This is a genomic window from Streptomyces sp. SKN60 (assembly GCF_026236535.1).
Taxonomy (GTDB): domain Bacteria; phylum Actinomycetota; class Actinomycetes; order Streptomycetales; family Streptomycetaceae; genus Streptomyces.
On record NZ_JAHTMW010000010.1, the window covers coordinates 101,314 to 124,632 of the forward strand.

Here is a 23,319-nt window from a genome sequence, read left to right on the forward strand (position 1 = left end):
CGTGTGCGTACCCGTCTCGTCCTGTCCTCCGCCCGGCTGCTCGACCCCGGCAGCGGCACCTTCCTGCCGGAGACCGCGCTCGCCGTGTCCGAGACCGGCCGGATCGCCGCGCTCGGTGACGACCGCGAGATCCGCGCGCTCGCCGGCCCGGACACCGAGGTGATCGACCTGGGCGGTGCCGTGCTCACCGCCGGACTCGTCGACGGACACCTCCACCCGGTCACCGGCGCCGAACTCACCCACGGCCTCGACCTGTCCCGCTGCACCGGTCTCGACGAGGTCCGCACGGCCCTCGCCGGCGCGGTACGCGAACTCGGGCGCGGTGACTGGCTGTTCGGCTGGGGCCTCGACCCGAACGTGTTCGGCGACGAGCCCGTCGGCATCGCCCCCTTCGACAGCGTCCTCGCCGACGTGCCCGCCTTCCTCCTCCTCTTCGACGCGCACTCGGCCCTCGCCAGCCGCCGCGCCCTCGCACTGGCCGGCGTCGACGGGCCCCGCACCTTCGACCAGGCCTCCGCCGAGGTCGTCTGCGACGCCCAGGGCCGTCCGACCGGGCTGCTCCAGGAGGACGCGGCCTGCGAGCTCGTCGAACGCGTCGCCCCCCGCCCCACCCGTACCGAGCAGCGCGAACGCCTCGCCACGGCCCTGCGCGCCATGGCCGCGGCCGGCCTCACCGGCGGCCACGTCATGGACGCCAACGGCGACAGCCTCGCCCTCCTCGCCGAACTCGACGAGGCCGGCGAACTCCCCCTCCGCCTCCGCGTCGCCCCCTGGTGCCAGCCCGGCACCGACGCCGACGGGGTGCGCGCGCTGATCGAGCAGCAGGGCACGGGCGGTGCGCTGTGGCGCGTGGACGGCGTCAAGCTCTTCATGGACGGCACCATCGACAACGGCACGGCGTGGCTGGAACGCCCCGACTGCCACGGCGAGTCGACCCACGCGTTCTGGCCGGACCCCGCCGCCTACACCCACATCATCGGCGAGCTGCACCGGGCGGGTGTGCCCACCTCCACCCACGCGATCGGCGACGCGGCGGTACGGCACGCCCTCGACGCGGTCGAGAAGGCCGGGCGGGGCGTCCGGCACCGCATCGAGCACATCGAGACGGTCCCGGACGACACCCTGCCCCGGTTCGCCGAGCTGGGCGTCCTCACCTCGATGCAGCCCACCCACTGCTGCGACTTCACCCGCGCCGACCACACCGACAACTGGTCCCGCCGCCTCGGCGAGGAGCGCGCCGCCCGCGCCTGGCGCTGCCGCGACCTGTGGGACTCCGGCGCCACCGTCGTCCTCGGCTCCGACTGGCCGATCGCCCCCTTCCCGCCCCTCGGCGTCATGGCGGGCGCCTGCCACCGCCGCCCCACCCACGACCTCACCCAGCCCCCGCACAACCCCGCCCAGGCCCTCACCCCCCTGGAGGCCCTGCGCGCCATGACCGTCAACCCGGCGTTCGCCTCCGGCGAGGAGCGGGAGGCGGGGCGCATCGCGCTCGGCCACCGGGCGGACCTGACGGCGCTGGGCGCGGACCCGCTGTCGACGCCGTCGACGGAGCTTGCGGACGTTCCCGTCGTCCTCACGGCGGTGGACGGGCGGGTGACGCACCGGAGCGAGGCCGTCTGAGAACGGGCCCGCAGCCACATCCCGGGGTGAGCGGGGACCGTGCAGGAGGGCGCGTTCGGGACGTAAAGCGTGATTTGTGGCGCGGGATGAGGCGCGTTCAGGACCGGTCGGAGTTGGCCGCGCCGTAAATCATGCAGTCCCGAACGCGCCCTCCGGAGCGGTCACCGCGCCCGCCCACGGACCGGTGCGCCGCGCTCGGGGTGCGGGTAGCTCCAGGGGGCGGAGGCGCCGGCAACGGCGCCTGCTCACCCCGCCGGCCTCGCCCTCGTCAGCGACAGCAGGTCCCGCGCCGGGCCCGTCGGGCGGTGTCCCGTCGGCCAGACCGCGCGGAGGTCCCGGCGCAGCAGGACGCCCGCCACCGGCACCGCCACAAGGCGGTGCGAGGCCAGTTCCTCCGCGACCGCGAGTTCGCTCAGGACGGCCGGCCCCGCCCCGCTCACCGCCGCCGCCTTGACGGCCGTCGTGGAGGCGAGCTCCAGGAGCGGCTGGGCGAGCCCCCCGTACCCGGCGAGCGCCGCGTCGAGGACCTGCCGGGTGCCGGACCCCCGTTCCCGCAGGACCAGCGGCGTCGCCGCCAGCTCCGCCGGATCGAGGGCCTTGCGCCGCCGCGCCCAGGGGTGCGAGGGCGCCGTGACGACGGCGAGCCGGTCGTGGGCGACGACGGCGCCGTCCAGGCCCTCGGGCACGGCGAGGCCCTCCACGAAGCCGAGGTCCGCGTCCCCGCCGAGCAGCCGCTCGGCGACGGCCGCGGAGTTCCCGGCGAGCAGCGAGACCGCCGTGTCGGGCCGCTCCGCGCGCAGCGCGATCAGCCACCCGGGCAGCAGATACTCGGCGATGGTCATGGACGCGGCGACCCGCAGCCGCGAGTCCCGCCGCCCCCGCAGCGCCTGGACGCCCGCGTCGAACGCCTCCGCCGCCTCGACGATCCGCCGCGCCCAGTCCGTCACGAGCGCGCCCGCGTCGGTGAGCCGCGATCCGCGCGGCGAGCGGTCGACGAGGGCGACCCCGAGCTGCCGCTCCATGGAGCGGATACGGCTGCTGGCCGCGGGCTGGGTGATGCCGACGTCGCGCGCGGCGCGGCCGAGGCTGCCGTGCCGGGCGACGGCGAGGAGGAGTTCGAGCGCGCCGAGGTCGGGAACCCGGTGGGACAGAAGACTGATGACGTCACCCGACGCCGGCACACTGCTCATAAACCCAGCTTATGGCCTCATAGTCACGACGTCCCTGGTGGGGCCCGTGATCGCGGACGACAGTGAAGCCATGGCAACACTCGCTCCCGCACATTCGGTCCCCGGCGTCACCACCCCGCACGCCCGCTGGACCCCGGTCCGTCACCTCGGGCCCAACTGGTACGCCTCGGTGATGGGCACGGCCATCGTCGCGACGGCCGGCGCCACCCTCCCCGTCGACGTCCCGGGCCTGCGCACGGCCTGCACCTTCGTCTGGGCCCTCTCCTTCGCCATGCTGCTGACCCTCCTCGCCGCCCGGACGCTGCACTGGACCCACCACCACGACCAGGCCCGGGCGCATCTCGCGGACCCGGCGATGGCGCCGTTCTACGGCTGTGTGTCGATGGCGCTGCTGGCGGTGGGTGGCGGCACGCTGCTGGTGGGCCGCGACTGGATCGGGACGCCCGCCGCCGTCGCCGTCGACGCGGTGCTGTTCACGGCGGGTACGGCGGTCGGCCTGGCCGCCGCGGTGGCGGTGCCGTACCTGATGGTCGCCCGGCACCGGATCGAGGCGGCGTCCCCGGTGTGGCTGCTGCCGGTGGTGGCCCCGATGGTGTCGGCGGCGCTCGGCCCGCTGCTCCTGCCCCACGTGCCGGAGGGCCAAGCCCGGACCACGCTGCTCCTCGCCTGCTACGCGATGTTCGGCATCAGCCTGCTCGCGACCCTGGTCATGCTGCCCCTGGTGTTCGGCCGCCTGGTGACCGGCGCCCCGCTGCCCCTCGCGCTTACCCCGACGCTGTTCCTGGTGCTCGGCCCGCTGGGCCAGTCGACGACGGCCGCGAACAAGTTCGCGGACGCCGCGCCGGGCCTGCTGCCCGCCCCGTACGCCGCCGGCTTCTCCGGCTTCGCGGTGCTTTTCGGCGTGCCGGTGATGGGGTTCGCGCTGCTGTGGCTGGCGCTGGCCGGGGCGCTGGTGCTGCGGGCCCGCCGGCAGGGCATGGGCTTCGCGATGACGTTCTGGGCCTTCACCTTCCCCGTCGGCACCTGTGTGACGGGCGCGGAGGGCCTGGCCCAGCACACCGGTCTCGCGGCGTTCCGCTGGCTGGCGGTCGGACTGTACGTACTCCTCCTGGCCGCCTGGCTGTTCGCCGGGTTCAGGACCGTGCGGGGGCTGCTGAGCGGAGCGCTGCTCGCAGCACCCGGGGCGCCTCGGCCAGTGACGGCCCGTACCAGGTGAGGTGCCGTCCGTCGACGAGCGCGGCCGCGGTCCCGGGGAACGCCTCGGGGCCGTCGTCGCGGGTGAAGCGGTAGGGCTCGTCGGGCAGGACGACGAGCTCGGGCGCGGCGGCGCGGAGCTCGTCGAGCGGCACCTTGGGGTAGCGCTCGGGGTGGTCGGCGTAGAGGTTGCGCACGCCGAGCCGGGCGAGCAGATCGCCGGCGAAGGTGTCGCGGCCGAGGACCATCCAGGGCCGCCGCCAGATCGGTACGACGGCGGTACGAGGCGGCTCGTCGCCCTCGGAGCCCCCGGCACCGGCACCGACCCCGGCCCCTGCTCCCCCGACCCCCGCCCAGGCGGCTTCGGCGGCGTCGAGCCACCCGGGCCGGCCCCGTACCCCACAGGCGAGCAGCACCCGCTCCAGCTCGCCGAACGCCTGCTCGAGCCCGCGCACCTCGGTGACCAGCACCTCGATCCCGGCAGCCCGCAGCGCCTCCAGGTCCGGCCCCCGGTTCTCCTCCTCGTTGGCGATCACCAGATCGGGCCGGAGGGCCGCGACGGCGCCGGTGTCCGGATTCTTGGTACCGCCGATCCGCATCACCCCGTCCCCGAGCTCCGCCGGGTGACTGCACCAGTCGGTGGCACCGACGAGCGTGCCCGGCGGCGCGGAGACGGCGACGGCCTCGGTCAGCGAGGGCACCAGGGAGACGACCCGCACGCCCATCCTCGCCCCGCCCGTCCCTATTCCTCGGTCGCTTCGACGTGGTCGGCGACGGAGACGAACACCAGACGCGTGGCAGGCGCGGTGGCCCGCCAGCGGTGCCGTACCCCGCCCGACAGATAGAGGCTGTCGCCGCGTTCGAGGCGGTACGCGCGCCCCTCGGCCTCGATCTCCGCGGCGCCGTCGGCCACGTACAGCAACTCGTCGTTGCGGTGCAGGAATTCGCGTCCGGCGTCCTGCTCGCCGGTGAACTCCAGGGCCTGCAGCTGGTGCCGGCCGCGGACCAGCGGCCGTACGCCCGGGGGCATGTCCCACAGCTCCTCGTCGGAGCGGACGACGTCGACGGTGCGCGCGGCCTCGGCGGCGGCGAGCAGTTCGGCGGCGGTGGTCTCCAGGGCTTCGGCGACGAGCTGGAGGGAGCGGTCGCTGGGGCGGGCCCGCTCGTTCTCGACCTGGCTGAGGAAGGGCACGGACAGGCCGCTGCGCCGGGCGACGACGGCCAGGGTGAGCTGGAGTGCGCGGCGGCGCCGCTTGACGGCCGCGCCCACGCGCAACGACTCCTTGTCGTCCATGTCGACCCCTCCCTCGTGTCCCTCGTACCGGTCGGTTACCTGCACCTTACGCAGCTTTGGGGCGGGGTTTCGCGTCGTGGCGAAAAGGGGTGGTCGCCGAACACGCTCGGCGACCACCCCTTTTCGGAGCGAATTCGGATCTATCGTGACCGGATCCGGCTCGGCAGGATCGACCAGCGCCCTACTGCGGCGCGAGCCGCTCCGCGACGCCCGGGTTCTTGTCCAGCCAGGTGCGGACGGCGTCCTGCTCCTTGCCCTTGCCGGTCTCCTGGATGACGGCCTCCAGGCCGGTGAGCTCCTTCTCGCTGAGCTTGAAGCTCTTCAGCCAGGCGCCGACCTCGGGGTTCTCGGCGGCGAAGCCCTTGCGGGCCAGGGTGTGCACGCCGTCGCCCTCGCCCCAGCTGACCTTGGGGTCCTTGAGCTTCTTGAGGTCGTAGGTGGAGTAGGCCCAGTGCGGCGACCAGAGGGTGACCGCGATGGGCTCCTTCTTGTCGTAGGCGCGCTTGAGTTCGGCCAGCATGCCGGGCGTGGAGCCGTCGACGACCTTGTACTCGCCCGCCAGGCCGTAGTCCTTGAGGACCTTGTCCTTGAGGATGCCCATCATTCCGGCGCTCGGCTCGATGCCGACGATCCGGCCCTTGAACTGCCCGGCCTTGCCCTTGAGGTCGGCGAGGCTGTTCACGTCCTTCATGTACGAGGGGACGGTGAGCTCCAGGGAGGTGGGGCCGTACCAGGAGCCGAGGTCTTCCAGCTTGTTCCGGTACTTCTCCCAGTACTGGGCGTGGGTGACGGGCAGCCAGGAGTCGGTCTGGAAGTCGATCTGGCCGCCGGCGAGGCCGGTGTAGAGGGCGCCGGCCTCCAGCTGCTTGGTGTCGACCTCGTAGCCGCGGCGCTCCAGGAGCTCCTTCCAGAGGAAGGTGGAGGCGATGCCCTCGTCCCAGGGGATGTAGCCGAGGCTGATCTTCTTGCCGTGGCCGGAGTTCGGTCCGGAGGCGGTGGTGGAAGTGCCTCCGCTGCCGCCGAGGAAGCCCATGCCGCCGGCGACGAGGGCGAGGATCACGACGCCGACGAGGGCGGTGACGGGCTGCGGGCGGTGGCCCCAGATCTTCGCGCCGGCCCGGGCGGCGCGCGCGGCGCGGGCCTTGGCTGCGGCGCGGCGGCCGAGCGGGGAGACCTGGCGGCCCAGCGCGCCGGTCATCCGGTCGAGGTACATGGCGAGGATGACGATGGAGATGCCGGCCTCGAAGCCGAGGCCGATGTCGACGTTGCCGATGGCGCGGTAGACGGCGCCGCCGAGTCCGCCGCCGCCGACCATGCCGGCGATGACGACCATGGACAGGCCGAGCATGATCACCTGGTTGACGCCGGCCATGATGGTGGGCAGCGCGAGCGGCAGCTGGACGCGCAGCAGGGTGTTGCGCGGGGTGGTGCCGAAGGCCTCCGCGGCCTCGACGAGTTCGCCGTCGACCTGGCGGATGCCGAGTTCGGTCATGCGGACGCCGGGCGGCAGGGCGAAGACGATGGTGGCGATGATGCCGGGGACGACGCCGACGCCGAAGAAGATGATGCCGGGGATGAGGTAGACCATCGCCGGCATGGTCTGCATGAAGTCCAGGACCGGGCGCAGCACGGCGCTGACGGTCTTGGAGCGGGCCGCCCAGATGCCGAGGGGCACCGCGATCACCAGGGTGACGAGGGTGGCGACGAGCACGAGCGAGAGGGTCGACATGGCGTCGTCCCACAGCTCGATGGAGTCGACGAGGGCGAGCCCCGCGAAGGCGAGGACACCGGCGGTGAGGCCGCGCAGCCACCAGGCGACGACGGCGAGCATGCCGGCGAAGAGCAGCGGCTGGGGCGCGGACAGGACGGCGTCGATGCCGTCGTAGAGGCCGGTGACGCCGGTGCTGATGGCGTCGAACAGCCAGGAGAACTGGGCCTGGAGCCAGTCGACGGTGTTGTCGACCCACTGGCCGAGGGGGAGCCTAGGCACGGGCGGTCACCTCCTCGGTCGCAGCGTTCCCGGCGATCGCAGCGTTCCCGGCGGTCGCACCGTTCTTGGCGGTCGGGCGTACGTCGGCGTCGAGGCCGCCCATGACGCCGAGCAGGCGGTCCTGGGCGACGACGCCGAGGATCTCGCCGTCGGCGCCGGCGACGGGCACCGGGTGCAGGGAGCGCGCGGACACGGCGCACAGCTCGGCGAGCGGCATGTCCCGGGCGACCGGGGCGCAGCCGCAGCCGGGCGGGCAGTCCTCGGGCGCGACGGTGCCGTCGGTCATGACGGCGGCGGCCGTGAGCACCCGGGTGCGGTCGACGTCCTGGATGAAGGAGGCCACGTAGTCGTTGGCGGGGCGCACCAGGATGTCCTCGGCGGTGCCGAGCTGGACGATCCGGCCGTCGCGCATGACGGCGATGCGGTCGCCGAGGCGCATGGCCTCGTTGAGGTCGTGGGTGATGAAGACGATGGTCTTCTTCAGCTTCTGCTGGAGGACGAGGAGCTGGTCCTGCATGTCGCGGCGGATCAGCGGGTCGAGCGCGCTGAACGACTCGTCCATGAGGAGCAGGTCGGCGTCGGTGGCGAGGGCGCGGGCGAGGCCGACGCGCTGCTGCATGCCGCCGGACAGCTCGTCGGGCCAGGACTTCTCCCAGCCGGCGAGGCCGCACAGCTCCAGGGCCTCGGCGGCGCGCTTCTCGCGCTCGGCGCGCGGCACGCCCTGGACCTCCAGGCCGTAGGCGGCGTTCTCGAGGACGCTGCGGTGCGGGAAGAGGGCGAAGTGCTGGAAGACCATGCTGATCTTCCGCGAGCGGACCTCGCGCAGCTCGCGGTCGGAGAGCGCGGTGAGGTCGCGGCCGTCGAAGAGGACGCGGCCCGCGGTGGGGGCGAGCAGTCCGTTGAGCATCCGCAGGAGGGTGGACTTGCCGGACCCCGAGAGACCCATGACGACGAAGATCTGGCCGGATTCGACCGTGAAGGAGGCGTCGATCACGGCCGCCGTGGTGCCGTCGGCACGCAGGGCGTCCCGGTCGGCGCCTGCTTCGGCGAGTTCACGGACGGCTTCGTCGGGTCGTCTGCCGAACACCTTGTACAGATGGTCGGCCTGGAGCCTGGACACATACACCTCACGGGTAGCAACGAAAACGGCCCGCCACCCCCGCGCAGCCGGGCCGTGGAGCGGGGCGGGATCTGCCCGCGTGCCCGTCGCGTACGGAGATCCGCGTTCGCTTCGCATTCGTTCGCGTCGAAGTCATTGACGTCGAACTCATTCGCATCGAAACGTTGAATCCCGTACCGGGTCCGCTCCGGGCTCGCGCCTGCCCCGGCTCCTCCGGCACAAACACGAAGGTGACCGGTGTCACGCCGGGCGGGGGGTGTTGTCGGTGGGGTGCGGCATGATCGGGGTGTGACGCGACGCCTGATGCTCCTCGACACCGCCAGCCTCTACTTCCGCGCGTACTTCGGCGTGCCGGACTCGGTCCGGGCTCCGGACGGGACGCCGGTCAACGCGGTGCGGGGGCTGCTCGACTTCATCGCCCGGCTCGTCCAGGACCACCGGCCGGACGAGCTGGTGGCCTGCTGGGACGACGACTGGCGCCCGCAGTGGCGGGTGGACCTGATCCCCTCGTACAAGGCGCACCGGGTGGCCGAGGAGACCCCGGCCGGTCCGGACGTGGAGGAAGTGCCGGACACGCTGTCGCCCCAGGTGCCGGTGATCGTGGACGTGCTCGCGGCGCTCGGCATCGCCCGGGTCGGCGCGGCGGGCTTCGAGGCGGACGACGTGATCGGCACGCTGACGGAGCGCGCGACCGGCCCGGTGGACATCGTCACCGGCGACCGGGACCTGTTCCAGCTGGTGGACGACGCCCGCGGGGTGCGCGTGCTGTACCCGCGCAAGGGCGTCGGCGACTGCGACCTGGTCGACGACGAGCTGATCCGTACGAAGTACGGGGTGCGCCCCGATCAGTACGCGGACATGGCGGCGCTGCGCGGGGACACCAGCGACGGGCTGCCCGGCGTGAAGGGCATCGGGGACAAGACGGCGGCACAGCTGATCACGGAGTACGGGGACCTGGCGGGGGTCCGGGCGGCGGCGGCCGACCGGACGACGAAGCTGACCCCGGCGAAGCGCCGCGGCATCGTGGAGGCGGCGGAGTATCTGGACGTGGCACCCGCGGTGGTGCGGGTGGCGCGGGACGTGCCGCTGCCGGAGTTCTCGGCGGCGCTGCCGTCGACGCCCCGCGACCCGGAGGCGCTGGCGGGTCTGGTGGAGCGCTGGGGGCTCGGCGGGGCGGTGGGGCGGCTGCTGCCGGTGCTCGCGCGCTGAGATCGGAGCGGGGTGGGCCGGGGCCCGGCGGGGTGTTAACTTAGGCACACCTAAGTAATCCGGCCGGGGAAACGGGGAGACCGCCGTGGCAGAACAGCCCGCACGCAAGGCACCGAGGGCGCACGAGGCGCGGGTGGTGCGCACGGAGCGGATCACCCCGCACATGGTGCGTCTGGTGCTCGACGGTCCCGGTCTGGACGCCTTCGAGCTCGGCGAGTACACCGACCACTATGTGAAGCTGCTCTTCGCGGCCGAGGGCGTCAGCTATCCGGAGCCGTTCGACATGGAGCGGATCCGCGCGGAGTTCCCGCGCGAGCAGTGGCCGACCACCCGTACGTACACGGTGCGGGCCTGGGATCCGGTGCACCGCGAGCTGACCGTGGACTTCGTGGTGCACGGCGACGAGGGTCTGGCCGGACCGTGGGCGGCGCGGGCGCAGGCCGGCGACACGATCCGCTTCCTCGGCCCCGGCGGCGGCTACGCGCCGGACGCGGCCGCCGACTGGCATCTGCTCGTCGGCGACGAGAGCGCCCTGCCGGCCGTCGCGGTGGCCCTGGAGCGGCTGCCCGCGGGGGCGCGGGTGCACGCCTTCCTGGAGGTCGCGGACGCGACGGAGGAGCAGAAGTTCGCGACCGCGGACGGGGTCGAGGTCAGCTGGCTGCACCGCGGCGACCGCCCGGCGGGCGAGGCGCTGATCGAGGCGGTGCGCGGGCTCGACTTCCCGGCGGGTGACGTGCACGCCTTCGTCCACGGCGAGGCCGGTTTCGTGAAGGAGCTGCGCCGTCATCTGCGGCTCGACCGCGAGGTGCCGCGCGAGCGTCTGTCGATCTCGGGCTACTGGCGGCTCGGCAAGACGGACGAGGCGTGGCGCGCGATCAAGCGCGAGTGGAACGAGCAGGTGGAGCGCGAGCAGGAGAACTGACCCGCATCCCCCATGTCATCCGCCGGAGGGGCGGGAGCCGACGGGCTCCCGCCCCTTTGGCGTTCCCGGGCCTTGCCGGGGCTTTCCGGGGGCTTTCCCGGTCCCGGCGCCCCGGGATCAGTCCCCGAGGCCGAACATCCGGCCGGAGGCGTCGATGTGGGCGAGGCGGCGCAGGGCGGCGAACATGGCGTCGCCGAGGACGGTGCCGACGACGACGCTCTCGACGAGTTCCTCGCGCACGACGTTGCGGGCGACGTAGTCGAGGTCGACCTGGGCAACCCGCTCGGCCGCGGCGGCGTAGTCGTCGAGGACCTCGGCGGCGAAGGCGCCGTGCCCGGCGTCCTCCAGGGCGGCGAGGGCCACCGCGAGCGCCTCGGCGGCTGCGGATTCGGGGTAACTGCGCCAGCCCCGCCGCTCGATGAGGCCGGCCACCGTCCTACGGGCGGCGGTGAGCCGCTCGCCCGGCTCGCCCCCGTCCTTGTACTGCGGGACCACCTGGTCGGCGACCGAGCCCAGCATCTTGTGCACCGGCTGCCCGGGGTCGTCGACGGCCTCGATCACCTCGCGGATGCCGGCCACGGACAGTCCGCCGACGTCGAGCAGGGCGCGGATCAGGCGGAGCCGCCGCACGTGCGTCTCCTCGTACGAGGCCTGGTTCGGGCTTGTGAGCTGCCCGGCGGGCAGCAGCCCCTCCCGTACGTAGTACTTGATCGTCGGCACGGACACCCCGGTCCTCCGACTCAACTCTCCGATGCGCACCGCGTGTTCACCTTTCCGGTCGCCTTCCGGTCTTGCCGACCGCCCCTCCATCATAGATAGTGGCACTATCAGATAGTGGCGAGTGCCACTATCCATTCTGTCGCCATGGCGGTCCGGCGGCACTCCACACCCATCCCACGGGGGGATATCTCGTCATGTCCTCAGCGACCTCAGCGGCGTCGGCGACGTCGGCACCGCAACTCCGCACCCTGCACCGGCCCCTGGTCTGGTTCACCGGCTCGATGGTCCTGCTCGCGCTCGTCTCGGCCGGCGGGCTCCTGCTCGACGACCGGATCCTGGTCGGCGCGCCGATCTGGGCCAAGCCCTTCAAGTTCTCCGTCTCGTTCATCGCGTACGCGCTCACGCTCGCCTGGATGCTCTCCCTGCTGCCCGGCGCCCGGGCCCGCCGGATCGGCTGGTGGGCCGGGACCGTGCTCACCGTCGCCAGCCTCGTCGAGATGGTGCTGATCACCCTGCAGGTGGTCCGCGGCACGCAGAGCCACTTCAACGTCGCGACGCGCTTCGACGCGGCCGTCTTCCAGCTCATGGGCGGCACCGTCGTCATCCTGTGGCTGGCCGCCCTGGTGATCGCCGTCCTGCTGCTGCGCGCCCGCATCCTGGACCGGGCCACCGCCTGGGCCGTCCGCCTGTCCTCGCTCATCGCCCTGGCCGGCGCGGCCGTCGGCTTCGTGATGGTCCGGCCCACCCCGGAGCAGCTCGCCCAGGACGACCCGCCGATCACCGGCGCGCACAACGTGGGCGTGCCCGACGGCGGCCCCGGCGTGCCGCTGCTCGGCTGGTCCACCACCGGCGGCGACCTGCGCATCGCGCACTTCTTCGGCATGCACGCGCTGCAACTCGTCCCGCTGGTGCTGTTGTTGCTCGCCGCGCTCGCCCCGCGCATCGGCCGGCTCGCCGACGACCTGATCCGGCTGCGGCTCGTCCTGGTCACCGCCGGCGCCTACGCCGCGGTCTTCGCCCTGGTCACCTGGCAGGCCCTGCGTGGCCAGCCGCTGCTCTCCCCGGACGCCCTCACGCTCACCGCGGCCGGCGTCGTCGCGGCCCTCACCCTCGCGGCCACCGCGTGGGCGCTCCGCACGCCGCCCACCACCGTGCCCGACGACCGCCAGGAGCTCGCGGCATGACCGGCTTCCTCTTCGAACTCACCTTCCTCCTCGCGGCCCCGGTCTGGCTGCTGATGATCTTCGCCCCGGGCCGGAGCGTCACGGACCGCGTGGCCGCCTCGCCCCTCACCGTCCTGCCGGTCCTCGCCGTCCACCTGATCCTCGTGGCCCCGGTCCTCCCGGAACTCTGGACCGCGGTCAGCAGCCCGGACCTCGACGCCTTCCGCGACCTCACCGCCCTCGCGAACGGCGCCGGCGCCGTCTGGGCCCAGATCATCGCCTGGGACCTCCTCCTGGGCCAGTGGATCTACCGCGAGTCCCGCCGCCTGTCCCTCTCCCCCTTCCTCACCGGCCCCCTCCTCGTCCTGACGATCCTCCTCTCCCCCTTCGCCCTCCTCCTCTTCCTCCCACTCCGCGCCCTCCGTCGCCCCCACACCGCGCAGGCGGCCCAACCGGCCGAGTCGGCCCGGCTGTAGCCTCGCTCCGTGCGATACGAGGACCGCGCCGTCGGCGCCGTGCTGGGCTCCGCCGTCGGGGACGCGCTCGGGGCGCCCTTCGAGTTCGGGCTGCCGGGGGTGTACCGGGAGCGGTTCCCCGGCGGGCGCGGGGAGATGTGCGGCGGGGGCGGCTGGGAGCCCGGCGAGGCCACGGACGACACGCAAGATGGCCGTACTCGTCGGGGAGTCCCTGCTCGAACGCGGCGGGCTCGATCTGCCCGACGTCTTCGACCGCTTCCGGCGCTGGGCGGCCGCCGAGCCGAAGGACATCGGTCTGCTGACCGAGGCCGTGCTCCTGGGCGGCGACCCCTGGGACACGGCCGCCGCCCTGCACTTCCAGGTCAACGGCCGCGGTGCGGGCAACGGTTCGCTGATGCGGGCCGCCACCCCGGCCGTGCGCTTCGCCTCCGCCGGCCGCGCCGCCACCATGGACGCGGCCCGGCGGATCGCCGCGCTCACCCACGGGGACGCCGCCGCCTGGGAGGGCACCGCGGTCCTCCACGAGCTGGTCCGGGTCGCCCTCCTCGGCGAGGACCCGCTCGCCGCCGTCCCCGCCGCTCTCGCGGAGGTGACACCAGCGCACCGGGACCGCTGGGCCACCGTCCTCGCCCCCGGCTGGCGGCCCGAGGACGCCACCGAGTTCAACGGCGCCGTCTGGCCCTGCCTCGGCTCCGCCCTGTGGGCCCTGCGCACCACCTCCTCCTTCGAGGCGGCCCTAGGTCGTGTCTTCCGGATCTTGCCGGGGCCGCGACGCCCGGCACGTGCATCTGCCGCGTTCTCGTCGGTCGCCGACGCTCCGCGTCGACTCCCTCCTCCGCCTTGCAGCTGCACGCACCGGACGCCGCAGCCTGATCCGGCCTGATCCAGAAGACACGACCTCGCCGCCGCGATCGACCTCGGCGGCGACACCGACACCGTCGCCGCCGTCACCGGCATGCTCGCCGGCGCCGTCCACGGCCCCGCCGCGATCCCGGCCCGCTGGACCGAACCCCTGCACGTGCCCCTGCCGGGGTTCGGCACCCGCGTGCTCCGCGCGCCCGAACTGGCCGCGCTCGCACGGGCGCTCGTAGCCGCGGGGGCCTAGGGTCCTGTCCCGCGGGGTCGGGGCCCGGGCAGGCCGCGGCTCCCCCCGAGCTTCGCCTCGGTGGGCACCCGGGCCCGCAGGGCCCCGGGGGCGATCCCTCGGGCGAGTCCTAGCGGGCCCGCACCGTCGCCAGGACCTCGCGGTCGGGCTGGAGGGTGAGGCCGGGGACCGGGCGGATGTCATCGGGGTCGAGGGCGAGGCGGAAGCGGCGGGCGAGGACCGCGAGGATCAGGACCGCCTCCACCATGGCGAACCGGGTGCCCAGGCACACCCGGGGGCCGCCGCCGAAGGGGTACCAGGCGTACTCCGGTATCTCCTCGGCCTCCTTCGCCTCGCGGCCCTCCTCGCCCTCCCCCGTCGCGCGCCAGCGCTCCGGGCGGAACTCCAGCGGGTCCCGGAACCAGCGGGCGTCCCGGTGGGTGGCCCACTGGCTGCTCCAGACCCGGGTGCCGGGCGCGACCGGGACGCCGCCGAGGACGGCGCCCTCCTTGGCGGTGCCGGTGAGCAGCCAGATCGCCGGGTAGAGGCGGAGCGTCTCCTTCACCACGGCCTGGGTGTAGGAGAGTTGGGCGTAGTCGTCGAAGCCCGGGTCGCGGTCGCCGAGGACCCGGTCGAGCTCGGCCGCCAGGGCGTCGGCCACGCGCGGGTTGCGGGAGAGGAGATACCAGGCCCAGACGAGGGTGGTGCTGGTGGTCTCGTGCCCGCCGATGTAGAGCGTGACGGTCTCGTCGCGTATCTCGCGGTCGGAGAGGGGCGCGCCGGTCTCGTCCCGGGCGGCGAGCAGCCGGCTGAGCAGGTCGGGTCGCTCGCTGTCGCCGTCCCGGTGCCGGGCGACGACCCGGGCGACCTCGGCGTCGATGACGGCGGTGGCGCGTTTGATGCGGGCCCGCCCGGGGGTGGGCACCCAGTCGGGCAGGATCGCGCCGACGCCGCTGAACTCGGCGCCGATCTCCTGCTGCGCCACGTCCATGGCGCGGCCGATGGACTCGGCGTCGGCCGCGGTGTCGGCGCCGAAAATGGTGCGGACGGCGATGAGCTGGGTGAGCGCCGCCATCTCCTTCTTGACGTCGATCCGCTGCCCGTCGGTCCAGCGCCCGGCCAGGTCGACCGCGCACTCGGCCATGGTCGCCGCGTACGACTTGACCTGCTTGGGCCGCACCGCGGGCTGAACCAGCGAGCGCTTGCGCCGCCAGTCCGCACCCTTGGAGACGACCACCCCGTTGCCCAGGAGGGTGCGGAAGGCGATGCCGAGGTCGGACTGCTCGAAGGTCCGCTCGACCTCGGTGAGGAGTTCGCCGATGGTCTCCGGGTGCGCGATGAAGAGCGCGGGGGTGCGGCCGAAGCGCCAGCGGACGAAGTCGCCCCGCTCACGCAGCCGTTCGAAGAAGGCGAGCGGGTCCTTGCCGAATTCCGGCAGGTTGCCCAGCCCCGGGACGCCACGGGGCCCCGGGACGGTCTTCCGTCCGTCCGCCGTCGTGGTGCCGACGGCGGACGGACCGGCGTGCGTGGTCAACTGTGCTTCCCTCCAGCGGAATTGCCCCATGATCTCGTTCGTCTGTACGAGTCCATGGAAGCGGAAGGATGTGACACTCCGCCAGCCCTGTGGATAACCCTTGTCAGTTCACCGTCACCAGCACGCCCGACCCTGCGGGATCAGCCCACCGAGCTGTAGGCCACGACGCCCCTCAGCAGGCTGTCGACCGCCTTGCGGGCGTTCTTCGCGACCGTGCTGTCCTCCCGCGGCGCCGCGGCCGCGATCTGGCCGAGCACGTCGATGACCTGCTTGCACCAGCGCACGAAGTCGCCGGCGGGCATCTCGGCCTCCCGCAGCACCTCGTCGAGCCCCTTGTCGGAGGCCCACTGGTAGGCGGCCCAGGCGAAGCCGAGGTCCGGCTCGCGCTGGCCGACGCCCTCCGCCTGGTGGAGCTTGAACTCCTCCTCCAGCGCGTCGAGCCGGCCCCAGATCCGCACCATCTCGCCCATCGCGACCTTCGCACGGCCCGTCGGCAGCTTCGGCGCGACGGCGTCGTCGGACTGCCGGGCCTCGAAGACCAGCGCCGAGGCGCAGGCGGCCAGTTCGGCCGGGCTGAGGCCCTCCCACACCCGCTCGCGCAGGCACTCACTGGCCAGCAGGTCCAGCTCGCCGTAGAGCCGGGCCAGCCGCTTGCCGTGCTCGGTGACCTCGTCGGCCCGCAGATAGTCGAGCTCGGTGAGCAGGGCGACGATCCGGTCGAAGGTGCGCGCGATGGTGTTGGTGCGGCCCTCGATGCGCCGCTCCAGCTGCTTGGTGTCGCGCTGCAGCCGGTGGTAGCGCTCGGCCCAACGGGCGTGGTCCTCGCGCTCGTCGCAGCCGTGGCAGGGATGCGCCCGGATCGCGGTGCGCAGCCGGGTGATCTCGCGGTCGTCGGCCGCGGCCGAGCGGTGCTTGCGGTGCCGCTCCGGGTTGATGTGCCCGGCCTTGCTGCGCAGCGCGGAGGCGAGGTCGCGGCGGGACTGCGGGGAGCGCGGGTTGAAGGAACGCGGGATGCGCATCCGCTCAAGCGGCTCCACCGGCACCGGGAAGTCGATCGAGGCGAGCCGCTTGACCTGCCGCTCGGCGGTGAGCACCAGCGGGCGCGGCCCGTCGTGGTGCTCGAAGCCTCGGTGCCCGTTGGTCCGGCCGGCCGGGACGCCGGGGTCGAGGACGAGGGCGAGGCCGGCGAACTTGCCCGTCGGCACGTGGATGACGTCGCCGGGCTTGAGCCGCTCCAGGGAGGCCGCCGCCTGGGCGCGCCGCTGCGCGGCGCCCTGCCGGGCCAGGTCGGTCTCGCGGTCCTTGAGTTCGCGGCGGAGCCGCGCGTACTCCTCGAAGTCGCCGAGGTGGCAGGTCATGCCCTCGCGGTAGCCCTGCAGTCCCTCCTCGTTCTTCTGGACCTGCCGGGAGATCCCGACGACCGAGCGGTCGGCCTGGAACTGTGCGAAGGAGGTCTCCAGGAGCTCGCGCGAGCGGTGCCGGCCGAACTGGTCGACCAGGTTGACCGCCATGTTGTACGAGGGCTTGAAGCTGGAGCGCAGCGGATACGTGCGGGTGCCGGCGAGTCCGGCGAGGTGGCCGGGGTCCATGCCGCGCTGCCACAGCACGACGGCGTGGCCCTCGACGTCGATGCCGCGCCGGCCGGCCCGGCCGGTGAGCTGGGTGTACTCGCCGGGGGTGATGTCGGCGTGCTGCTCACCGTTCCACTTGACCAGCTTCTCCAGGATCACGGAGCGGGCCGGCATGTTGATGCCGAGCGCCAGGGTCTCGGTGGCGAAGACGGCCTTGACGAGGCCGCGGACGAACAGCTCCTCGACGACCTCCTTGAAGGTCGGGAGCATGCCGGCGTGGTGCGCGGCGATGCCGCGCTCCAGGGCTTCCAGCCACTCGTAGTAGCCGAGGACGTGCAGGTCCTCGCTGGGGATGGCGGCGGTGCTCTCCTCGACGATCTCGCGGACCCGGCGGCGTCCCTCGTCGTCGTTGAGCCGGAGGCCCGCGTAGAGGCACTGCTGGACGGCGGACTCGCAGCCGGCCCGGCTGAAGATGAAGGTGATCGCGGGCAGCAGCCCCTCGGCGTCAAGGCGCTCGATGACCTCGGGCCGGCCGGGCGTCCAGATCCGGGAGCGGGCGCGCCGCTCGCGCTCGCGGTCGGCCTCGCGGACCATCTTGCCGCGGCGCCGCTCGCGCGGGTTGTACGTGCGCGAGTTCTCGGTGCGGGCGAGGCGCAGCAGGTCGGGGTTGACCTCGCGGCGGGCGGAGCCGCGGCCGCCGTGGTCGGTCTCCTCCTCGAAGAGGTCGTACATCCGCCGGCCGGCGAGGACGTGCTGCCACAGCGGCACGGGGCGGCTCTCGGAGACGATGACCTCGGTGTCACCGCGGACGGTGTCGAGCCAGTCGCCGAACTCCTCGGCGTTCGACACGGTCGCGGAGAGCGACACCAGGGTCACGGACTCGGGGAGGTGGATGATCACTTCCTCCCAGACGGCGCCGCGGAAGCGGTCGGAGAGGTAGTGCACCTCGTCCATCACCACGTAGCCGAGGCCGGAGAGCGCCTGGGACCCCGCGTAGAGCATGTTGCGGAGGACCTCGGTGGTCATGACGATGATCGGGGCGTCTCCGTTGACACTGTTGTCGCCGGTGAGCAGGCCGACCTTGTCGTGGCCGTACCGCTTCACGAGGTCGGCGTACTTCTGGTTGGAGAGCGCCTTGATCGGCGTGGTGTAGAAGCACTTGCGGCCCTGCTGGAGGGCGAGGTGCACGGCGAACTCGCCGACGATGGTCTTGCCGGAGCCCGTGGGCGCGGCGACGAGCACGCCCTTGCCCGCTTCGAGGGCCTGGCAGGCCTCGATCTGGAAGGGGTCCAGACCGAAGTCGTACAACTCGCGGAAGGGGGCCAGCGCGGTCGCCTGATCCGCGTTGCGCGCGCGGGCGGCGGCGTACGCCTCGGCTGGTGTGAGGTCCTCTGTCATCTTGTTGTCGAGCCTACCCGCCGCCTCTGACAGTGACGCGATCTTTATCGGGGCGGCTGCCGGCCGCCGCCCGGGAGGGGTCCCCCGGAGGAAGTCCGGGGGACCCGCGCGATCACGTGATGTCGTCGTAGCCGTTCAGCCGGTGCGACCGGGCGCCGTCCGACTCGCCGGTGGCCTGCTCGGGCAGGGCCCGGGCGGAGCCGACGCTCTCGACCCGGCCGACGGCCTCGGGGGTGAGGTCGAGGCTGGAGGCCTCGTCGTCGTCGAGCTCGGCGTCCGGGTCGGCGCGCCGCCGCCGCTTGTCGTTGAGCAGAGAGAAGCCGACGGCCGCGAGGTAGAGCAGGGTGATCGGCCCGGCGAGGGCGAGCATGCCGACCGGGTCGGTGGTCGGGGTGATGACGGCGCCGAAGACGAAGACGCCCATGATCACACCGCGCCACCAGCGGGCCATGCGCTTGCCGCTCAGCACTCCGGTGAGGTTGAGCATGACCAGCACGAGCGGCAGCTCGAAGGCGAGGCCGAAGACCAGCACCATGCGCAGCGTGAAGTCGAGGACGTCGGCCAGCGACAGGATGTTGGCCGAGCCCTCGGGCGTGAGGCTGATGAGCACCTTCACGCTGATGGGGAGGATGAGGTACGCGAGGTAGGCGCCGGCCGCGAAGAGCGGGACCGCGGCGCCGACGAAGGCGTACGTGTACTTCTTCTCGTGCTTGTGCAGGCCGGGCGCGACGAAGGCCCAGAGCTGATAGAGCCAGACCGGGCTCGCGACGACGAGACCCGCCGTCAGGGAGAGCTGGATGGTCGTGCTGAACGGCGCCATCAGGGTGTTGAAGGAGACGATCGCGCAGTTGCCGCCGTCGCTGGTGACGTCGGGCCCGCACTTGGGCACCGACTTCGTCAGGAACACCATCAGCTGCTCGCTGTACGCGAGGGCGACGACGGTCACCGCCGCGATGGCCAGCAGGCCCTTCGCGAGGCGGTTGCGGAGCTCACGCAGGTGCTCCACGAGGGGCATCCGGCCCTCGGGATCCTTCTCCTGCTTGCGGGCAGACTTGAGCAACCCACGTCCTCATCTCGTGCGGCGACCGCCGCGCTCGGCGGCGGCCGCGGCGGACCGGGTCAGCGCTTGGTGGAGTCGGTGGGCTCGGTCACCGGACGCGAGCTGGTCACGTCGCCGGGAGCGGCCTGGATGGTGCGCGGCGCGGCCTGGTCCTGGGAGGCGGGGGCAGGCGGGTCGGCGGGGGCGCTCTGCTGGTCGTCGGTCTTCATCGCCTTGGCCTCGCTCTTGAGGATGCGGGCCGACTTGCCGAGCGAACGCGCCATGTCCGGGAGCTTCTTGGCGCCGAACAGCAGGATGATCACGACGAGGATCAGAATGATCTCGGTGGGGCCGAGCCTACCCATAGCTGTTTACCTTCTTCACCGAGGCGACATTGGAGTGCGTGCTGCCCGGCCGGTCGGACATGCGTCCGGCCCTCCGCGCTGCTAGCGATCGTAACCCGCAGGAGTAAACGGGCGGCAATGCCTGTGCATACTCGCCATTGCGTCCAGGACCGGCCGTCGCGGGTGCTCCCGGCCGGGCCCGGTACGAAGTCAGCGCAGGGTCTCGCCGGTTCGCGCGAGATCCGACGCGGCGCGCTCGAGATCCTCGGAGACCTCCTGGATCCGCTCTGTGGTGTGAGCCACTTGACGGCCGAGGCGCTGGGCCTCCAGGAACACCTTGATGCCGAGGACACCGAGGACGGCGATGCCGAGGAAGCCGAGGGCGACGGCGAGCATGGGCCAGAACATGTGCCGAGCCTAGACGCTGCCCTGTGGCCGCCGGCGGGCGGACGGCCCTCAGCCGGTGGTGTGCAGGCGCAGCGTGTTGACGCCGCCGCCGGTGAGCAGTTCGACGATCCGCTCGCCGGCCGGTTTGCGCACGGCGCTGCCGCACTCGGGGCAGGTGAAGGAGTAGAAGGTGGTGCGGCGGCTGGCGCCGATGGCGAGCCGCAGGGCGCCGGCGGAGAGTTCGAAGCGCGAACGGCAGTCGGGGCAGGCGGCCTTGAAGAGGACCGGGGCGACCGGCGCCGAAAGATCGGGCATCACGGACATTTCCCTCAACACTCCCCACTGCGGTACGGGTACGGCTCTCGACTCTCGGCTCTCACTGGAAACAGCGCCCCGCGACCGCGGAACGTCACGTTCCCCCTACTGACTTCCCCCTGCGGACTTCCCCTACGGACGCCCGCGCTCCGCGGCGCCCCCCCGCTCAGCTCTCGTAGGCGGCCAGGGCGGCCGCGGCGGCCTCCCGGGCACTGTCCGCGAGCTCCTGCGGAGCGACGATCCGACCGTCGCTGCCGAGCCGCAGCGCGAGCCGCCGCAGCGAGGCGGGCGCCGGGGTGCGCAGGGTGATCCGAAGCCCGCCGTCCGGCAGTTCCTCGGCCCGGTCGTGCGGGTAGTACTCGGCGACCCACCGACCGCCCGGCCCGACCTCGACCACGACCTCCGGGTCCTCGGCGGACGGCTGCACAAGCCCCTCCGACAGGTCCCGCAGCTCGATCTCCGGCGGCGCGGCGTGGTCGTCCAGGATCCGGATCTCGGCGACCCGGTCGAGCCGGAAGGTGCGGCGCGCCTCGGAGAGCCGGCACCACGCCTCCATGTACGTGTGGCCGACGGCGAAGAGCCGGATCGGGTCCACCTCGCGCTCGGTGAGCTCGTCGCGCGCGGGCGAGTAGTAGCGCAGCCACACGCGCCTGCGCTCGGAGATGGCCCGGTCGACCTCGGCGAAGACACCGCCCTCGGACTCGAAGGTCACCGAGAGCCGCGAGCTGGCCCCGGCCGCCTCGCCGGCCGCCGCCTCCAGCTTGGCGGTGGCACGGAGCAGCGCCTCACGGTCGCTCTCGCGCAGCCCCGGCAGGGTGGCCACCGCGCGCGCCGCCACCAGGAGGGCGGTGGCCTCGTCGGCGGCCAACCGCAGCGGCGCGGCGACGTCGTCGGGGTTGTGCCACCAGATGCGGTCCCCGTCGGTGTCGATGTCCAGGAGGTCGCCGCCCCGGAAACTGGTGCCGCACATGGGCAGCACGTCGAGGTCCGAGATCAGCTCGTCCTCGGTGATCCCGAAGGCCCGGGCGACGTCGGCGACATGCGCGCCGGGACGCTCCCGGAGATACGTGACGAGGGAGAGCATGCGCCTCGTCTGGTCGATGGCGTTGGCGGCCACGGTCGTTCCTTCCCCCTCAGCCCTTGGCGACGGCGCGCAGCCGGTCCACCACGTCGGCCCGCAGATCCGCGGGCTCCAGGACGACCGCGTCGGGCCCGAACTCGACGAGCCAGGCGTCGAGGCCGTGCCCGTACGGGATCTCCAGCTCGTCCCAGCCGTCGGCGCCCTCGGTCACCGACAGCGCCCGGGACCGCAGCGGATAGCCGCAGCCGGCCCGCAGCCGGATCCGCGCGGAGCGGGTGGCGGTCTCCCCCGCCCAGCTCTCCACGGTCTCGCGGACGGTGACGACATCGGGCACGGGCGCGGTGAAGGCGCCGGCCCGGGAGCGGACCTTGCCGGTGATACGGGAGAGCCGGAAGACCCGCTCGGCGCCGCGGTCGCGGTCCCAGCCCGCCAGGTACCAGTGGCCGCGCCAGCACTCCAGGGTCCACGGCTCGACGTGCCGGGTCTCGGGGCGGGCGGCGGTGGCCTTGCGGTAGTCGAAGACGACCGGCCGGCGGTCGCGGCAGGCCAGCATCAGCGGCTCGAACGCGGCCTCGTGGACCGGGATGCGCGGCTCCAGGGCGCTGGCGTGCGCGTCGTACGCGTCCTCCGCCTCGGGCATTCCGGCGGCGCGCAGCTTCTGCAGGGCACCGCTGGCGGCGCCGGCGAGCCGGGCCTGCTGCCAGACCTTGGCGGCGAGGCCGAGGGCGGCGGCCTCCTCGGCGTCCAGGGTGATCGGGGGCAGCCGGTTGGAGTCGCGGCGGGCCAGGTAGCCGGTCTCGCCGTCGAGGTTCTCCACGGTCTCGATGACCAGGCCGAGCTCGCGCAGATCGTCCTTGTCGCGCTCGAACATGCGGTTGAAGGCGTCCTCGCCGCCGCCGGAGCCCTGGCCGGGGCCGGAACCGGCGCCGTACCCCGGTCCGAAGGCCTCGACATAGGCCTCGATGGAGGACCGCAGCTCCCGCTTGCTCAGCGGGCGGCGCGTTCCGAGCAGGCACAGCGCAAGATTCATCAGCCGCTCGGCCTTGGCAATCGCCATCGACGCCCCGCACCCTCTTCTGCCGGATTGACTTCTCGGACGTCCGACCGTACCGCCCCGCGGTGTCCGGGCAAAAGCCGGGCCGGAACGCGAAGGGCCCCCGCCGGGAGGCGGGGGCCCTCGATGCCGTACAGGCGATCGGAGCGGGTCCTAGCGGACGGCCACCAGGTCGCAGACGAAGATCAGCGTCTCGTTGGGGCCGATCTTGCCGCCGGCGCCGCGCTCGCCGTACGCCAGGTGCGGCGGGATGACCAGCTGGCGGCGACCGCCGACCTTCATGCCCTGCACGCCCTGGTCCCAGCCGGGGATGACCTGGCCGACACCGAGCTGGAACGGCAGCGGGGCACCGCGGTTCCAGGAGGCGTCGAACTCCTCGCCGGACTCGAAGGACACACCCACGTAGTGGACCAGGATGTTGTCCCCGGCCTTGGCGACGGCGCCGTCGCCCTCCCAGATGTCCTTGATCTCCAGGTCGGCCGGCGGCTCGCCGCCCGGGAAGTCGACCTCGGGCTTCTCGATGCTCACTGCAGTGTGCTCCTCGTTACCGATGAACCGCGCGGACGATGGCCCGCGCGACCGGGACAGTCTTTCATCCCCTGTGACGCTCCGGG

General features: G+C 73.1%; 21 protein-coding genes and 2 pseudogenes. 8 read left to right on the forward strand and 15 right to left on the reverse strand.

Annotated features, from left to right (window positions below; translation table 11 throughout):
- The first annotated feature begins 3 nt into the window (after positions 1–3).
- The gene (locus KV205_RS18420; protein ID WP_265865494.1) at positions 4–1,620 is read left to right on the forward strand and encodes an amidohydrolase; all 1,617 of its coding nucleotides are present in this window, start codon (positions 4–6) and stop codon (positions 1,618–1,620) included.
- Positions 1,621–1,865: 245 nt separating this feature from the next.
- On the opposite strand, the gene KV205_RS18425 is transcribed toward KV205_RS18420, so the two are convergent.
- On the reverse strand, positions 1,866–2,810 hold the full coding sequence (locus KV205_RS18425) for a LysR family transcriptional regulator (protein WP_265865496.1): 945 nt from the start codon (positions 2,808–2,810) through the stop codon (positions 1,866–1,868).
- A 70-nt stretch (positions 2,811–2,880) separates the two neighbouring features.
- Between KV205_RS18425 and KV205_RS18430 the strand changes: the two genes are divergently transcribed.
- Positions 2,881–4,026, forward strand: a complete 1,146-nt coding sequence (locus KV205_RS18430; protein WP_265865497.1) for a TDT family transporter — start codon at positions 2,881–2,883, stop codon at positions 4,024–4,026.
- On the opposite strand, the gene KV205_RS18435 is transcribed toward KV205_RS18430, so the two are convergent.
- The 4 genes from KV205_RS18435 to KV205_RS18450 form a co-directional block, all read right to left on the reverse strand.
- A complete protein-coding gene (locus KV205_RS18435) occupies positions 3,944–4,729 on the reverse strand; it encodes a helical backbone metal receptor (RefSeq protein ID WP_265865498.1) in 786 nt (261 codons plus the stop codon). The two genes, KV205_RS18430 and KV205_RS18435, sit on opposite strands and share 83 nt — an antisense overlap.
- Before the next feature lie 17 nt (positions 4,730–4,746).
- The gene (locus KV205_RS18440) at positions 4,747–5,298 is read right to left on the reverse strand and encodes a helix-turn-helix domain-containing protein (RefSeq protein WP_265865499.1); all 552 of its coding nucleotides are present in this window, start codon (positions 5,296–5,298) and stop codon (positions 4,747–4,749) included.
- Positions 5,299–5,479: 181 nt separating this feature from the next.
- The gene (locus tag KV205_RS18445; protein ID WP_265865501.1) at positions 5,480–7,288 is read right to left on the reverse strand and encodes an ABC transporter permease/substrate binding protein; all 1,809 of its coding nucleotides are present in this window, start codon (positions 7,286–7,288) and stop codon (positions 5,480–5,482) included.
- The gene (locus KV205_RS18450; RefSeq protein WP_265865502.1) at positions 7,281–8,408 is read right to left on the reverse strand and encodes a glycine betaine/L-proline ABC transporter ATP-binding protein; all 1,128 of its coding nucleotides are present in this window, start codon (positions 8,406–8,408) and stop codon (positions 7,281–7,283) included. The genes KV205_RS18445 and KV205_RS18450 overlap by 8 nt, the downstream gene beginning before the upstream one ends.
- Positions 8,409–8,711: 303 nt before the next feature.
- Here KV205_RS18450 and KV205_RS18455 point away from each other — a divergent pair, with 303 nt between their 5' ends.
- Both KV205_RS18455 and KV205_RS18460 read left to right on the forward strand, forming a co-directional pair.
- Positions 8,712–9,617, forward strand: a complete 906-nt coding sequence (locus KV205_RS18455) for a 5'-3' exonuclease (protein WP_265865680.1) — start codon at positions 8,712–8,714, stop codon at positions 9,615–9,617.
- A gap of 85 nt (positions 9,618–9,702) precedes the next feature.
- Positions 9,703–10,539, forward strand: coding sequence for a siderophore-interacting protein (locus KV205_RS18460; protein WP_265865503.1), 837 nt, complete (start codon positions 9,703–9,705; stop codon positions 10,537–10,539).
- A gap of 117 nt (positions 10,540–10,656) precedes the next feature.
- Here KV205_RS18460 and KV205_RS18465 read toward each other — a convergent pair whose 3' ends face one another.
- The gene (locus tag KV205_RS18465) at positions 10,657–11,298 is read right to left on the reverse strand and encodes a MerR family transcriptional regulator (RefSeq protein WP_265865504.1); all 642 of its coding nucleotides are present in this window, start codon (positions 11,296–11,298) and stop codon (positions 10,657–10,659) included.
- Between the two features lie 242 nt (positions 11,299–11,540).
- On the opposite strand from KV205_RS18465, the gene KV205_RS18470 reads away from it, so the two are divergent.
- The 4 genes and pseudogenes from KV205_RS18470 to KV205_RS18485 all read left to right on the forward strand — a co-directional run.
- A complete protein-coding gene (locus KV205_RS18470) occupies positions 11,541–12,443 on the forward strand; it encodes a hypothetical protein (RefSeq protein WP_265865681.1) in 903 nt (300 codons plus the stop codon).
- Entirely contained in the window at positions 12,440–12,898 is a 459-nt protein-coding gene (locus tag KV205_RS18475) for an ABA4-like family protein (protein WP_265865505.1), read from the forward strand. The genes KV205_RS18470 and KV205_RS18475 overlap by 4 nt, the downstream gene beginning before the upstream one ends.
- A 9-nt stretch (positions 12,899–12,907) precedes the next feature.
- A pseudogene (locus KV205_RS18480) lies at positions 12,908–13,634 on the forward strand (ADP-ribosylglycohydrolase family protein); the annotation flags it as partial.
- A gap of 162 nt (positions 13,635–13,796) precedes the next feature.
- Positions 13,797–14,003, forward strand: a pseudogene (locus KV205_RS18485) (ADP-ribosylglycohydrolase family protein); the annotation flags it as partial.
- Positions 14,004–14,112: 109 nt separating this feature from the next.
- Here KV205_RS18485 and KV205_RS18490 read toward each other — a convergent pair.
- The 9 genes from KV205_RS18490 to KV205_RS18530 form a co-directional block, all read right to left on the reverse strand.
- Positions 14,113–15,516: a cytochrome P450 gene (locus tag KV205_RS18490; RefSeq protein ID WP_265865506.1), complete on the reverse strand. Its 1,404-nt coding sequence runs from the start codon at positions 15,514–15,516 to the stop codon at positions 14,113–14,115.
- Positions 15,517–15,656: 140 nt separating this feature from the next.
- Positions 15,657–18,485, reverse strand: coding sequence for an RNA helicase (locus KV205_RS18495; RefSeq protein WP_265865507.1), 2,829 nt, complete (start codon positions 18,483–18,485; stop codon positions 15,657–15,659).
- A gap of 112 nt (positions 18,486–18,597) precedes the next feature.
- Positions 18,598–19,500 carry a twin-arginine translocase subunit TatC gene (tatC, locus tag KV205_RS18500; protein WP_265865682.1) on the reverse strand — a complete coding sequence of 301 codons (903 nt, stop codon included), beginning with the start codon at positions 19,498–19,500 and terminating at the stop codon, positions 18,598–18,600.
- Between the two features lie 104 nt (positions 19,501–19,604).
- The gene (gene tatA, locus KV205_RS18505; RefSeq protein ID WP_265865508.1) at positions 19,605–19,889 is read right to left on the reverse strand and encodes a Sec-independent protein translocase subunit TatA; all 285 of its coding nucleotides are present in this window, start codon (positions 19,887–19,889) and stop codon (positions 19,605–19,607) included.
- Between the two features lie 189 nt (positions 19,890–20,078).
- Positions 20,079–20,276 (reverse strand): hypothetical protein, encoded by a 198-nt coding sequence (locus tag KV205_RS18510; protein ID WP_265865509.1) that lies wholly within the window; start codon positions 20,274–20,276, stop codon positions 20,079–20,081.
- 48 nt (positions 20,277–20,324) lie between these two features.
- Positions 20,325–20,570, reverse strand: coding sequence for a hypothetical protein (locus tag KV205_RS18515; protein WP_374214686.1), 246 nt, complete (start codon positions 20,568–20,570; stop codon positions 20,325–20,327).
- A 166-nt stretch (positions 20,571–20,736) separates the two neighbouring features.
- Entirely contained in the window at positions 20,737–21,687 is a 951-nt protein-coding gene (locus KV205_RS18520) for a YafY family protein (RefSeq protein WP_265865511.1), read from the reverse strand.
- Positions 21,688–21,703: 16 nt separating this feature from the next.
- Positions 21,704–22,708 carry a YafY family protein gene (locus KV205_RS18525; RefSeq protein ID WP_265865512.1) on the reverse strand — a complete coding sequence of 335 codons (1,005 nt, stop codon included), beginning with the start codon at positions 22,706–22,708 and terminating at the stop codon, positions 21,704–21,706.
- Positions 22,709–22,858: 150 nt separating this feature from the next.
- Positions 22,859–23,233 carry an FKBP-type peptidyl-prolyl cis-trans isomerase gene (locus KV205_RS18530; protein ID WP_265865513.1) on the reverse strand — a complete coding sequence of 125 codons (375 nt, stop codon included), beginning with the start codon at positions 23,231–23,233 and terminating at the stop codon, positions 22,859–22,861.
- Positions 23,234–23,319: the final 86 nt, after the last annotated feature.

Bases quoted from the DNA above. Each gene is read 5' to 3' on its own strand.
- KV205_RS18440 (WP_265865499.1), bottom strand. From the start codon at position 5,298: ATGGACGACAAGGAGTCGTTGCGCGTGGGCGCGGCCGTCAAGCGGCGC.
- KV205_RS18425 (WP_265865496.1), bottom strand. From the start codon at position 2,810: ATGAGCAGTGTGCCGGCGTCGGGTGACGTCATCAGTCTTCTGTCCCAC.
- KV205_RS18515 (WP_374214686.1), bottom strand. From the start codon at position 20,570: ATGCCCGATCTTTCGGCGCCGGTCGCCCCGGTCCTCTTCAAGGCCGCC.
- tatA (WP_265865508.1), bottom strand. From the start codon at position 19,889: ATGGGTAGGCTCGGCCCCACCGAGATCATTCTGATCCTCGTCGTGATC.
- KV205_RS18470 (WP_265865681.1), top strand. From the start codon at position 11,541: ATGGTCCTGCTCGCGCTCGTCTCGGCCGGCGGGCTCCTGCTCGACGAC.
- KV205_RS18435 (WP_265865498.1), bottom strand. From the start codon at position 4,729: ATGGGCGTGCGGGTCGTCTCCCTGGTGCCCTCGCTGACCGAGGCCGTC.
- KV205_RS18475 (WP_265865505.1), top strand. From the start codon at position 12,440: ATGACCGGCTTCCTCTTCGAACTCACCTTCCTCCTCGCGGCCCCGGTC.
- KV205_RS18525 (WP_265865512.1), bottom strand. From the start codon at position 22,708: ATGGCGATTGCCAAGGCCGAGCGGCTGATGAATCTTGCGCTGTGCCTG.
- KV205_RS18510 (WP_265865509.1), bottom strand. From the start codon at position 20,276: ATGTTCTGGCCCATGCTCGCCGTCGCCCTCGGCTTCCTCGGCATCGCC.
- KV205_RS18495 (WP_265865507.1), bottom strand. From the start codon at position 18,485: ATGACAGAGGACCTCACACCAGCCGAGGCGTACGCCGCCGCCCGCGCG.
- tatC (WP_265865682.1), bottom strand. From the start codon at position 19,500: ATGCCCCTCGTGGAGCACCTGCGTGAGCTCCGCAACCGCCTCGCGAAG.
- KV205_RS18455 (WP_265865680.1), top strand. From the start codon at position 8,712: ATGCTCCTCGACACCGCCAGCCTCTACTTCCGCGCGTACTTCGGCGTG.
- KV205_RS18430 (WP_265865497.1), top strand. From the start codon at position 2,881: ATGGCAACACTCGCTCCCGCACATTCGGTCCCCGGCGTCACCACCCCG.